The sequence below is a fragment of the Methylomonas sp. MED-D genome, from assembly GCF_050276835.1.
GTDB classification, from domain to species: domain Bacteria; phylum Pseudomonadota; class Gammaproteobacteria; order Methylococcales; family Methylomonadaceae; genus Methylomonas; species Methylomonas koyamae_A.
The window spans coordinates 2,834,965-2,847,890 of sequence record NZ_CP189965.1; the positions used below are offsets into that span (position 1 = coordinate 2,834,965).

Annotated in this window: 11 protein-coding genes; 2 read left to right on the forward strand and 9 right to left on the reverse strand. The window is 56.1% G+C overall.

Annotated features, from left to right (window positions below; genetic code table 11):
* Positions 1 to 44 precede the first annotated feature (44 nt).
* The 3 genes from ACQE3E_RS12535 to ACQE3E_RS12545 form a co-directional block, all read right to left on the reverse strand.
* Positions 45 to 2,522 carry a TonB-dependent siderophore receptor gene (locus tag ACQE3E_RS12535; protein WP_427500594.1) on the reverse strand — a complete coding sequence of 826 codons (2,478 nt, stop codon included), beginning with the start codon at positions 2,520 to 2,522 and terminating at the stop codon, positions 45 to 47.
* Between the two features lie 229 nt (positions 2,523 to 2,751).
* Positions 2,752 to 3,711 (reverse strand): FecR family protein, encoded by a 960-nt coding sequence (locus tag ACQE3E_RS12540; RefSeq protein WP_427500595.1) that lies wholly within the window; start codon positions 3,709 to 3,711, stop codon positions 2,752 to 2,754.
* A gap of 63 nt (positions 3,712 to 3,774) precedes the next feature.
* Positions 3,775 to 4,308, reverse strand: a complete 534-nt coding sequence (locus ACQE3E_RS12545; protein WP_281020196.1) for an RNA polymerase sigma factor — start codon at positions 4,306 to 4,308, stop codon at positions 3,775 to 3,777.
* A gap of 277 nt (positions 4,309 to 4,585) precedes the next feature.
* On the opposite strand from ACQE3E_RS12545, the gene ACQE3E_RS12550 reads away from it, so the two are divergent.
* Complete coding sequence (locus tag ACQE3E_RS12550; RefSeq protein ID WP_313730198.1) at positions 4,586 to 5,149, forward strand: chorismate--pyruvate lyase family protein; 564 nt, start codon at positions 4,586 to 4,588, stop codon at positions 5,147 to 5,149.
* A gap of 532 nt (positions 5,150 to 5,681) precedes the next feature.
* Here ACQE3E_RS12550 and ACQE3E_RS12555 read toward each other — a convergent pair.
* From ACQE3E_RS12555 to ACQE3E_RS12580, 6 genes are all read right to left on the reverse strand, one after another.
* Positions 5,682 to 6,689 (reverse strand): NAD-dependent epimerase, encoded by a 1,008-nt coding sequence (locus ACQE3E_RS12555; protein WP_313730197.1) that lies wholly within the window; start codon positions 6,687 to 6,689, stop codon positions 5,682 to 5,684.
* 3 nt (positions 6,690 to 6,692) lie between these two features.
* Entirely contained in the window at positions 6,693 to 7,964 is a 1,272-nt protein-coding gene (tviB, locus tag ACQE3E_RS12560; RefSeq protein ID WP_427500596.1) for a Vi polysaccharide biosynthesis UDP-N-acetylglucosamine C-6 dehydrogenase TviB, read from the reverse strand.
* Positions 7,965 to 8,013: 49 nt separating this feature from the next.
* Complete coding sequence (locus tag ACQE3E_RS12565; protein ID WP_064029794.1) at positions 8,014 to 8,625, reverse strand: TetR/AcrR family transcriptional regulator; 612 nt, start codon at positions 8,623 to 8,625, stop codon at positions 8,014 to 8,016.
* A gap of 70 nt (positions 8,626 to 8,695) precedes the next feature.
* Positions 8,696 to 9,256, reverse strand: a complete 561-nt coding sequence (gene pgsA / locus ACQE3E_RS12570; RefSeq protein ID WP_082885577.1) for a CDP-diacylglycerol--glycerol-3-phosphate 3-phosphatidyltransferase — start codon at positions 9,254 to 9,256, stop codon at positions 8,696 to 8,698.
* Positions 9,246 to 11,087: an excinuclease ABC subunit UvrC gene (gene uvrC / locus ACQE3E_RS12575; RefSeq protein WP_409521118.1), complete on the reverse strand. Its 1,842-nt coding sequence runs from the start codon at positions 11,085 to 11,087 to the stop codon at positions 9,246 to 9,248. The genes pgsA and uvrC overlap by 11 nt, the downstream gene beginning before the upstream one ends.
* Positions 11,084 to 11,731 carry a uracil-DNA glycosylase gene (locus ACQE3E_RS12580; RefSeq protein ID WP_064029798.1) on the reverse strand — a complete coding sequence of 216 codons (648 nt, stop codon included), beginning with the start codon at positions 11,729 to 11,731 and terminating at the stop codon, positions 11,084 to 11,086. The genes uvrC and ACQE3E_RS12580 overlap by 4 nt, the downstream gene beginning before the upstream one ends.
* A 171-nt stretch (positions 11,732 to 11,902) precedes the next feature.
* Between ACQE3E_RS12580 and ACQE3E_RS12585 the strand changes: the two genes are divergently transcribed.
* The gene (locus tag ACQE3E_RS12585) at positions 11,903 to 12,787 is read left to right on the forward strand and encodes a PilZ domain-containing protein (protein WP_313730195.1); all 885 of its coding nucleotides are present in this window, start codon (positions 11,903 to 11,905) and stop codon (positions 12,785 to 12,787) included.
* Positions 12,788 to 12,926 lie beyond the last annotated feature (139 nt).

Below are 12,926 nucleotides of genomic sequence, written 5' to 3' on the forward strand. Positions count from 1 at the left end.
CGTGTGAACATGCGCTTCGCGCACCCTCTTATACCGGTTCCCGATTAGAACTCGACCTTAACCGAACCCATGAAAGATCGAGGCGTGCCCCAGGTTGCACGGGTTTGAAAAGGCATCGCAAATCCGTCGTGGACATACTCCTTATCCAGCAAATTGGTCACGTTGAGCTGTAACGTGACATTGGTTTTCGCCACCGTCCGCGTGTAGGCCGCCAATAGATCGATGACGCCGTAACCGGCAAAACTAAAGTCGTGATTGTCGAAAGTGGCTTTCTTGTCGCTGACCAACTCCAAACCCGCCCCAACCTTGAATCCGCGCAGAGACTCCTGCTGGAAATCGTATGTCGTCCACAGCGTGGAAGTGTGTTTGGGAATGCCGCGAAAACCGCCGCCAACTCTGATGTTATTCGGGTTGTTTTCTTTAAGAACTTCGGTTTCGGTGTATGCATAAGTGGCGATAGCGTTCCATCCCGGCAAAATTTCGCCTTTAACATCCACCTCAACGCCTCGGCTTTGCGCTTCGCCAGTCGCAACCGCGAAGCTCGGATTGAGTAAATCGGTGGTCGCGATGTTCCGCTTGGTCAATTGATAATAGGCGACCGTACTGGTCAACCGATCTTCGAAAAATGCGGTTTTAAAGCCGACCTCCCACTGTTCCGCGGTTTCCGGCGGCAAAAACGATTTATCGCTGGTTAAATTGCCATTGGTGACGCCAAAGTTTTCGACGTAGTTACCATAGAGGCTCAGCCAGTGAATCGGCTGCCAAAGAACCCCCACCTGCGGCGTCACCGCATCGGCTTTCTGGCCGACGGTTCCGGCGAGCACGTCATACTGCTCCACATTCTGATAGCGGAATCCGCCCATGACGTGGACGTTATAAGGCAGTTTGATTTGATCTTGCAGATAAATCCCGTAAAAGTCGGTTTGGGTATGAAACGACTGGCTGGCGCGCGTCGTTGGGTCGATGGGCGGATTGCCGGTATGGACGGGGTTGTAAATGTCGATGGTGCTCGCGGCCGTGCTGCTGTAACCGACGGAATTGATGTCTTGCAAATAATAATCGCCGCCAATCAACAAGGTGTGTTTTAGAAATCCGGTATCGAAATGGCCGGTCAAATTGGTGGTCGTGAAATAGCTGTCGTTTGTGAAAAAGTCGCTGGTGAGTAAGCGTCTGTTCAGCGTGCGCTGGTCGGCTTGCAGCGTGCCGGGCAACATCACCACGCGGTCTCGATCCAACAACTGGATATTCAACTGCTCGGTCAATACCCAATCGTCGTTAAATTTATGAGTAAGATTCAAGCCGATCAGCTTGTCTTCGACATGGTTGCGGTTGTCCTCCATCAAATTCCGTTCGCGCGGAATGTCCGCCAAACGCGGATTGATCCAGGAGCCGTCCGCCCTGGTGCCGTCGATAATTAACGGTCGGGCATGCAGATCGTACACATTGTTTTCCTTACGGTACTCCAGCTCTAACAGCGCGGTCGTAGCTGGACTGATGTTCCATTGCAGTACCGGCGCAACGAACAGTTTGTCGTAATCGACGTTTTCCCGAAACGAACCGCTTTTTTCGAAGGCGAGGTTCATTCGGTACAGCAAATCTTTATTGTCGGTCACCGGTCCGGTGGCGTCGAGGCTGGAGCGGAACAAATCAAACGAACCGAATTGCTGCTGGAACGCGTAATACGCGGTATCCAGCGGTTTTTTTGTGACGATATTGAGCATGCCGCCGGGCTCGACGCGGCCGTACAACATCGCGGCGGGGCCTTTCAGTACTTCCAGACTTTGCACGTTCGCCATGTTTCGCGTGCCTTCCGGGCCGGATGCGTCGATACGAAAGCCGTTGCGAAACAAGTTGTAGTTATAGAAGCCGCGTATGGTCACTTGATCCGTCAAACCGCCCGCCGCCTGACCGGTGGTCACGCCGCTAACGTATTTGACGGCCTGATCGATTTTTATCGCTTGATTGTCATCCAACACCGCTTTCGGAATCACTTGGACGTTGAGTGGGGTTTCCATGATCGGCGTGTCGGTTTTGGTCGCGAATGAGGTGTTGGGTACCGAGTAATCCTTGTTGAATGGGTCGGTGGCGTCGTATTGTCTTTTGCCGGACACCATCACGGCGGACATGGTCGTTAAATCCGTGGAGCGTGAGCTTGGCGCTGTTTGTAAGGTCACGCTATTTCGGCCGGTTAAGCGATAGCTCAGTCCAGTCCCTCTCAACAATATCTCCAACGCCTGTTGCGGCAAGTAGTCGCCATTGACTACATTGGAGCGCGCGTTTTTCGCCAAACCTGCCGGAAAACCCACTTGCCAGTCGCTGGTCTCGATGAATGCGTTCAGCGCGTCTTCCAGCGCTTGCGCGGGGATCTGGAAATGGCGGACGGCGTCGGTTTGGCTGGCCGGTTCGGTATGGCCGGATTGGAACGGCGATAGCGTCAACATGCCGCCGAGGGTCAGCGCGATGGCCGCGCTCAAGCCGCGCGAACCTTGAGAATGGCGGATTTCAGTGGACTTTTCGATCATGATCTCTCCGGTATCGTTGGTAACGTAGACGGCGCCAATTCGGCGCATGGTTACCGAGACGTACCGGAAAGCGGATCACACACTTGCCAGATAAAATATTTTTGCCGCTTTTGCCGAAGGCACAGTTCGGCTCGGCCGGGAGAAGCCCAAATGCCAAGGACCGAGGCGAATGACCATGCGAAGACGCATGCTCCGGGCAAATACGATTTTTGGCGGGACAGCCTATGCCTTAGCGTTTTAACACCGTCAGGTACCCGTCCAAACCGTAGACTTTGGCGCCTGCGATGTCGGCCAGCGTCCGGACCAGCGCGGCGGTGTCCTGTAATTTGTAGTTGCCGGTGATCCGAGTTTGCCCGAGGTCGGCGTCGGCAACGACGATGGCACCGGGATGGTAGCGGTCCAGTTCGGCGATGACATCGGCGAGCGATTTATCCTTGAAAATCAAGCGCCCCTTTAGCCAGGCAAAGCGTTGCTCCGCATCGCTGGCCGCCGGTTCCGATACGCCGGCCGCCGAAATGTCGCTGTGCTGACCGGCCCGTACGGTCCGGCTTTCGCCGCGTTCGGTGCTGCAAACGACCACACCGCTTTCGACGTCGACCGACGTGGTCGCGCCGTCGCGCACGTTGAAACGGGTTCCGACCACGCTGACCGAGCCTTGCGCGGTGCGCACCAGGAAAGGCCGGGCTTTGTCCGGTTGTACTTCGAAATACGCTTCCCCTTTCAACAAAGTCACGCCGCGCCGGCCGTCGGCGTAGTCAAGCTTTACCGCGCTGTCGGTATTTAAAATCAGCGCGGAACCGTCGGCGAGTATTTCCCGGCGCTGTTTGCCGGCCGCGGTGGCAACATCCGCGCGCAGCACGTCTATCCAGCCGGCGGCGAACGCCAGCCAGCCGCAAACCAGCATCACGCCAGCCGCTGCCGCCCAACCGGCCGTAAAGCGGCGGACCGGCACCGGCAACGGAATAGCCGCGTACTGCCCTAGTGCGACGGTCAAGGCCGACGAGTGCCACAGCGCTTCGGCGCGTTCGTAAGCCTGCCGGTGTTCCGGCGATTGGTGCAACCAATCGGCGAACTCCCGGCGCGCGCGGGCATCGGCCGGTTCGCCGCCTAGGCGAGTCAGCCAGGCCAAGGCCTCGCGGTCAAGGGCGGACAGCTCGGATGGAAATGAAGAATCGGTTGCGGTGGACATCGACGATTGGACGGAAGTGACGGCGGATAGTATCAGCTTAGCGGGTCGGCATGCATGCACGGCTCAGTCGGTACCGTTCATTTGCGCGGCCAGCAAATGCGCCAGCGCAACCTGGACGTTTTTCTCGACCGCGCTGCGGGAAATACCGAAATGCCGGGCAATGCGTTCGTAGGGCCAGTGGTGGAACTTGTGCATCACCAGAATTTGCCGGCGCCGTTCCGACAGGCCCTCCAGCGCTTTCATCAATAACGCGACCTGTTGTTGGTCTTCGACTTGCCGGTCCGGCGTTGGCGCGCCGGCCGGCAATCGCGCCAGCAGGTCGTCCTCGCCATCGTCATCGCGGTCGCGTTCGACGCCGGCTTGGCGCACCTGCTGCTTACGCAGATGGTCCAAGGCCAGATTACGGCCGATCTGGTACAAAAACGGCCTGGGAAAATGAATATCCTGGGATTGCGCGGTCTGGAGCAATTTCAAATACGCTTCCTGCGCCAAGTCCTCGGCGGTCTGCGGGCATCCGACGATCGTGAAGATTGAGTGAATCAAGGATTGCCGATGATCGCGAAACAAATCGCCGACATCGACCGCTATGCTGCTCATAATCTGAACTTGGAATTGACCGCAAACGGGACTGGACTAGAGGGTAAGCAATTCGCGGGCCGCCGTTAAACGCCACGAATCTTCGGCCAGCGGCAAGGTCGGCCGGCTAAACACTGTGTCATATGCCACAGCACCGAGGCATATGACACATGAAGAGCCTATCATTCCGGATTCAACCGAGAACGCCGCGTCGGCGGTGTTAAAATACGCTTTTCGACCACCGTCGCACTTTCCATTCGCATGATTGCCCGCATCGCATTAGTTCAAGAGGCCACCGTTGGCCAATAACAGTCGTTTGTTCGTCAAAGCACCGCTGTGGCTAGCGCGGAAATCCGCCGATCAACACCGTCTCCCTATCGATTTGCAATCCTGGCTCGACGAAACCGGCTCGTTGACCAAACGTCTGCGCGGGATTTACGGGCAGGATTTTGGGGTTTCGGTGTTGTTCAACCGCTGGCGGCCGGCCTTCATCGACGAATGCCGTTTGCTCGGCCTACCGACCGCACGTTATCAATTGGTCAGAGAGGTGATGCTGCATGCCGCCGGCCGACCGTTGGTATTGGCGCGGACGATTTTGCCGGAACGCACCATAGAAATTGCGCATCGCAATCTGTCCCACTTGGGTAACCGGCCTCTGGGAGAAGTGATTTTTGCCTATCCGGATCTGGAGCGGCGGCAACGCCAATTCAGCCGCGCGCCCGCGTCGAACTGGTCGCCGGCCTTGGCTCAAGGCTTGGAATTGCGCCAGCCGGTTTGGGGGCGCCGCACCGTCTACGCGATCCATCAGCAACCTCTGGTAGTGGCGGAATTTTTCTTGCCGGGCTTATTTTGGAAGGGCTGAGCAAGATGGGGAGGAAACGGACGACGTTGCTGATTTTTCCGGAACGATGCGGTTTAAATGGATTCCTCTGCCGGAAAACGTTCCCTTCGGCTCCGCTCAGGGAACGCCCTGCACGCCTCGGGAGCGGAGCCGAAAAGCCTCAAACAGGCTCGCTGAGCGGAACCAATCCATCGACCAGCACCTTCCCTAAGCAAAGCAAGAGCAGCACTCGCCCGTTCCCGGAACGGAGCAAAAGTACCGCCCACCCGTTCCCTGAGCAAAGCAAAAGTACCGCCCACCCGCTCCCTGAACAAAGCAAATGTACCGTGTACCTGTTCCCTAAGCGGAGCAAAAGGACCATCCACCCGCTCCCTGAGCGGAGTCGAAGGGAACGGGCCAATGATTCAGCGTTAACCGGCTGAATCACTAATTTCGGCAATCGGAGTTGTTGAATGTGCGATGAAAGCCTCAGTGCGAAAGCCATCGCACCGAGCGGGACGCCATTGGCGGCAGAAGCCGCTCCTGGCAAATTTAGCAATCGCCGATAACAGACTTAAACCCGGTAATACTCGCGATACCAGGTCACGAAACGCTCTATGCCCTCTTGTATCGTGGTACTGGGCTTATAGCCAACATCCTCGACCAAGGCTTCGACATCGGCATAGGTATCCGGTACGTCGCCGGGTTGCAGCGGCAACAGGTTTTTCTCGGCGGTTTTACCGAGAAAACGCTCCAGGGTTTCGATGTAGGCCATCAATTCCACCGGGCTTTGGTTGCCGATATTGTAGACCCGCCACGGCGCGCGACTGGTGCCGGGATCGGGTTTGGCGCCGCTCCAGTCCGGATTGGGCTCGGCGGTATGATCCAGCGTCCGAATCACGCCTTCGACGATGTCGTCGATATAGGTAAAATCGCGGCGGTGCTTACCGTAGTTGAACACGTCGATTTTTTCGCCAGCTAAAATCGCCTTGGTAAACAAAAACAAGGCCATGTCCGGACGGCCCCACGGGCCGTAGACGGTAAAAAAGCGCAGTCCGGTAGTCGGCAAGTTGTAGAGATTGCTGTAGGTGTGCGCCATCAACTCGTTAGCCTTCTTGGAAGCAGCGTACAAGCTGAGCGGATGGTCAACGTTATCGTGTACCGAAAACGGCATGGCTTCGTTGGCGCCGTACACCGAACTGCTGGATGCATAGACCAAATGCTCGACGCCATGATGACGGCAGCCTTCCAGGATGTTGATGAAGCCGACGATATTGCTGTCGATATACGCGTAGGGATTTTCGATCGAGTAGCGAACGCCGGCTTGCGCGGCCAGATTGACCACTTTTTGCGGCCGATGCTGTTTGAACAATGCCCCCATACCGCCACGGTCGGCAATATCCAAGCGCACATCGGTAAATCCCGGAAATGCCTGCAAACGCGCCAATCGGTTGATTTTCAGATTGACGTCGTAATAGTCGTTGAGATTGTCTACGCCGATGACTTCGTCGCCGCGCGCCAACAATCGCAACGCCAAATGGTTACCGATAAACCCGGCGGTGCCGGTCACCATGATTTTCATCGCTTACAGTCTCGCGTCGGTCTGATCGGCCGGGAACAGATATTTCAAATCGTAAACCACCGCGTCCGGCTTGCCCAAGGCCCGGATGTCGGCGATAGCCATGTTTCTGAATTCGTCGTGGGCCACCGCCAGGATGATGGCTTCGTATTTGCCGGCTTCCGGCTGGGCTATTGGCCGAATGCCGTATTCGTGGACGGCTTCGTCGGGGTTCACCCATGGATCATAGATATCGACGTTGACGCCGTAGGTGTCCAGTTCGGCGACGATGTCAACGACGCGGGTGTTGCGGATGTCCGGGCAGTTTTCCTTGAAAGTCAAGCCGAGTATCAACACATTGGCTTGCTGCACGTGGAAACGTTTTTTCAGCATCAGCTTAACCAGTTGCGACACCACGTAAACGCCCATGCCGTCGTTGATGCGCCGACCGGACAGAATCACTTCCGGGTTGTAACCGATCGCCTGCGCCTTATGGGTCAGATAATAAGGATCGACGCCGATGCAATGCCCGCCGACCAAGCCGGGCCGGAACGGCAGAAAATTCCATTTGGTGCCGGCCGCGATCAGAACTTCCTCGGTGTCGATGCCTAAACGGTTGAAAATCAGCGCCAACTCGTTGATCAACGCGATGTTGACGTCGCGCTGGGTGTTCTCGATGACTTTCGCCGCCTCGGCCACCTTGATACAGCTGGCTTTGTGGGTGCCGGCGGTAATGATGCTTTTATAGAGTTGATCGACTTTTTCGGCGACTTCCGGCGTCGAACCGGAAGTCACTTTCAGGATATTGGTAACCCGGTGCTGCTTGTCGCCGGGGTTGATCCGCTCGGGACTGTAGCCGACAAAAAAATCCTTATTGAATGTCAAACCGGAACCGCACTCAAGAATCGGCACGCAAACTTCCTCGGTCGCGCCGGGATAGACGGTGGATTCGTAGATGACGATGTCGCCGGACTTGATCACTTTGCCCAATGTTTCGCTGGCTTTTTGCAGCGGCGTGAAATCGGGCTGCTTATGCTCGTTGATCGGCGTCGGCACCGTGACGATGTAAAAATTGCAGTCGGCGATGTCCGACAAATCGGCGGTATAACTCAAATGAACGGATTGCGCCAGTTCCTCTTCACTAACTTCCAGCGTGTGATCGTGGCCGGACCTCAGTTCCTCGACCCGATTGCGATTGATATCGAAACCGACGGTCGGGTATTTATGACCAAACTCCACGGCCAGCGGCAATCCCACATAACCCAAACCAATCATGCCGATTTTGACGTTTTTTAGCATATACACTGACTCCTGTTCCGCCGCCTCGTCGCGGCCGATAGCACCAAAATTATTTTTTGACGATAGCGCCCCACGCGGTTATCCAGGCTTGCGCCAGATAACTCTCGGCCGATTTGGGCAGACTGCCGTTCAGCACCATGGCCAGCATTTGGTTGATGATGCCGAAGAAATAAGTGTAGGCCAATAAAGGATCGATGGCGCGGATTTCGCCGTCGCGCACGCCGTTTTGAAAGATACGCTTGATCTTGTTGAACGCGGCGGTCTCCAGCAGCGGCTTGGGCTCGGCCAAAAACTCCTCGCTCTTGACGAACAACAGGAATTGGACGATCTCCGGCGCATCGTCGGTCAGTTTAAACAACAGATCGACGACCTCGCGCAATTGTTCGGCGGCCTTGCGGTTGCGCCGACGGATGTCGTCCACCGAAATGCTCAAGCTGTCGAAGATTTGCTCGTGCAAGGCTTGAGCGATAGCTTGCTTGGTCTTGAAATGCTGATTGATACCGGTATTGGTTTTCAAGCCGAGCGCATCCTTCAAGTCGGTCAGCGACGTATTGAAATACCCGTTCTTGGCAAACAATTTCAACGCCGCTTGTAATACTTCTTCCTGCGTAACGTTGTGCTTTTGGGGAGTTTGTTCTAATTCTTCTTGTTCTTGTTCCATGCTTTATTTATATACAGCTTTACCTGCCGTTTACCCTCTGGTGTACGCGGTCGCGGGACCGCGTTTATCATTATTCTTTAATGGTTGAGAAAGCCGCGACCAGATAATTAACCATCGACCACAATGTCAACACGGCTGACAAGTATAGCAACCAATAACCCATGCTATTGATCGGCAGACCGAACAAGTCGTCGCGATACAACAGCAAACTGATGGCGGCCATTTGCGCGGTGGTTTTCCATTTTCCGAGTTGCGACACCTTGACCTTGGCGCGCTGGCCGATTTCGGCCATCCATTCCCTGAGCGAAGCGATCGCGATCTCGCGGCCGATGATGACGGCCGCAGGTATCGCCAAATACGGATTGGCCTCCGCCTGTACCAACAACACCAACACGAATGCGACCATCAGTTTATCGGCGACCGGGTCCAAAAAGGCACCGAACGCGGTCTGCATATCCATTTTCCTTGCCAGATAGCCATCCAGCCAATCGGTCAGACCTGCGACCAGAAAGATTGACGTACACGCCAGTTTGGAATAGTCCCAAGGCAGATAAAACACGATCGCCAACAGCGGAATCAAAGCGATCCGCAACAAGGTCAAATAAGTCGGTATCGTGAATCTAATGGTCATCTTGTTGATGAAATGTATCGTAAATCCGCTGTGCTAAGTGCCGACTAATGCCTTCTATGCTGGTTAACGCATCGACGCTGGCCTTGACCACGCCCTGCAAACCGCCGAATTGTTTCAATAAACTCTGACGGCGCTTAGGCCCCAGACCGGCAATATCTTCGAGCGTCGAGCGGTTTCTGGCCTTGCTCCGGCGTTGCCGGTGGCCGGTGATGGCAAACCGGTGCGCCTCGTCGCGAATCTGTTGTATCAACAACAAAGCCGCCGCACCCGGCGTGACATCCAGCGGCTGATCACGACCCGCCAGAATGATTTTTTCCATGCCGGCTTTCCGATCCGGACCTTTGGCTACCCCAACTATCATAACATTGTTTATCTGCAATTCGGCCAAAGCCTTTTCCGCCTCGCCGACCTGCCCCTTGCCGCCGTCGATGAATAAAATGTCCGGCGCCGGATGTTCGCCCTGCTTTTGGCGCTTAAAGCGCCGGAACACCGCTTGATGAATCGCCGCGTAATCGTCGCCGCCGGTCACGCCTTCGATATTGAAGCGGCGGTAATCGGATTTGACCGGTCCGTTGCGATCGAACACCACGCAGGACGCCACGGTCTGCTCGCCCAAGGTATGACTGATGTCGAAGCACTCCAGCCGGGACGGGGTTTCCGGGCAATGCAATTCCTGTTGCAAACTCAAAAACCGGCCGAACAGACCTTGTTGATCGGCCAGTTTCACGTTCAACGCCGATTCGGCGTTGGTCGTCGCCATTTGCAGCCACTTGGCACGCTCGCCGCGCACGCTCGCCGAAATCGCCACCGCGCGCTTAGCCTGTTCGCCCAGTACCTCGGCCAGCAGTTCGGCTTCCGGCGGCTGATGGCTAACAATCAATTCCGCCGGCACGGTCTTGTCCAGATAAAACTGAGCGATGAAGGCTTGCAAAATCTCCGCGGGCCCGTCGTCGTCGCTAATTTTCGGAAAGAATTGGCGATTGCCCAAATTCTGGCCGGCACGAATGAAGAACACTTGCACGCAGGCCGCGCCGGCCTTGGCGGCGCAGGCCACGATGTCCACGTCCCCCTTCTCGCCTTCGACGCATTGTTTTTCCAACACCGCGCGCAAGCGCCCAATCTGATCGCGATAAAACGCCGCGGCTTCGAATTCCAACTCGGCCGATGCCGCCTCCATCTTAGCGACCAGATTGTCGATTAATAAACCGCCCTTGCCTTCCAAGAACAAAATCGTGTTTTCAACGTCGGCGGCATAGGCCTCCTTGCCGACCAAACCCACGCACGGCGCGGTGCAGCGTTCGATCTGATACTGCAAGCACGGCCGCGACCTGGCGTTGTAATACGCGTCCTCGCACTGCCGTACCGGAAATATCTTTTGCAACAGCTTCAAGGTTTCCTTGACCGCGCTGGCGCTGGGGTAAGGACCGAAATAACGGCCGCGCCGTTTCTTGGCACCGCGATGAAAGCTCAGTTGCGGGAAGTCGTGAAAACTGGAGATAAACACATAGGGATAGGATTTATCGTCGCGCAGACTGATGTTGTAGCGCGGCTTGTGGCGCTTGATCAGCTGGCTTTCCAGCAACAAGGCCTCGCCCTCGGTATGCGTCACGGTGACTTCGATCGCGGCGATCCTGGCAACCATCGCCTGTTGCTTGGGCGACACCGCGTTGCCGCGAAAATAGCTCGACACCCGGTTTTTCAGGTTCTTGGCCTTGCCGATGTAAATAATCTCGGCATTGGCGTCGAGCATGCGATAAATGCCCGGCCGTTGCGTCAAGGTCTTTAAGAAGGCCTTGACGTCGAAACCGGACAGGTCGGCGCTTTCGGTCACGGCACTTCGGCTAACAAGCGTTTGACGGTTTGAAATACCTCGGCGAACATCGCCACGCTCAAGCGATTGGTTTGCACGTTGTAACGGCTGCAATGGTAAGAGCTGACCAAGGTATTCCCGTCCGGCAACTCAAAACACACGTGATGCGCGAATTTGACGGTATTGGCCTTCAAGCCGTAAGCGCGCAAAACCGCCTGATGAGCGATATTGCCCAGCGCCAGGATGACCGAATGTGCCGGCAGCGTTTTCACTTCCTCGGCCAGATACGGATTGCATTGTTTGATTTCGTCGCCGGTCGGCTTGTTTTGCGGCGGTAAACACTTAACTGCATTGGTGATCCGACAGTTCGTCAACACCAAGCCGTCCGTCAAGTTTGCCGACTCCGCTTGGTTGCTGAAACCGAAATCGTGCAAGGCCCTGTAGAGCAGCAAGCCGGCATAATCGCCGGTAAACGGCCTGCCGCTGGCATTGGCGCCGTGCATGCCCGGCGCCAGCCCCACCACCAGCAAACGCGCTTGCGGATCGCCGAACGGCGCCACCGGCCGCGCGTGGTAATCGGGATGTTGACATTTGACGTCGTCGAGAAAAGCGGCCAAACGCGGGCAGAGGCGGCAATCCTGATTAAAGTATGCGGAATCGGACATAAAGATTTCGGTAATGGAAAACCCGCCGATTTTACCGGAGAGCGGCCGGTTTTGCGCTGACGGCTTTACGCCCGCCTCCCACCCGCTCTCGACCAGCACCGGATCGGGAAGAATTTGTCAATTCTGCGCGTTTCGCTATGCTGTAGCAGGCAACCTCCACCGAGAAATTCCATGAGCGCAAACACGGACAACCAGAATAAAATCAACCGCAGGACCGCGTTGCGCATCTACGAATCGGTCAACTTGTTTTACCGAAAAATACCCGGCGGCCGACCGCAAAACCCGCCCGACTTCGACGATCTGCTCGATACCGACCCAAACCCGGCGACAAGCTTGCCGGTTTCGGAAAGCGTCGAAAACGATACCTTGCAAGCCAACCTCAGCACCGGAGGGATCGCCTTCACCACCGACGAAGCGCTACTGACCGGAGACCGTTTAATGCTGAGAATCTTGCTGCTATCCAGCCTGACGACGATCAACGTCTGCGGCGAAGTGGCCTATTGCAAGCCCAGCAACCCTTACGAAGACGACCGCTACCCGTTCACGATCGGCGCCCGCTTCATCAACCTGAGCGACGCCGACAGCGAATTGCTGCGGCGGCACATAGAACGCCACAATCGGCGGCGCATCGCGGTCAATCTGATCGGCGCGGCCGGTTTGTCGACCGTGTTGACGGCGCCCGATCTGGTTTGGGGCTTGCTGGTCGGCTTGTTCCATCATCTACTCGAAGCGGTATTGCACGTCGCCCATCTACTGTTCGAATACCTGGAAATGGGTCTGGATCACGTCATAGAACACGCTTTTCATACCGGCACCCATGAAACCCAGGTCATCGTCTTTTATATTCTGGTCAGCTTCGCGACACTGGCACTGTATTTGCTCGGCCGCAAAATCCCGGCTTGGTACCGACGCGCGTTAAATAGCATGCTGTTATTTGTTTCGCGCAAAAAGTCCAGCAGCCTGTATTTTTGGGGACAGCAAAGCCCCGTGAACAAGTGCAAAATCGTCGGCGTCGGCGGCGCCGCGCTGATCGCCTATTGGTACTTGGCGATTTGAATCCGTGAGCACATTGCACCGCCGACGGCCGCGATCGCATCGTCGCCCACTGTTCGCACATCAACAGCCCGGCACCAGACTTTGCTGAAATGCCAGCAAGCACCGCGCATCCGAAGTCGGCACGCCGCAAACCGCGCCG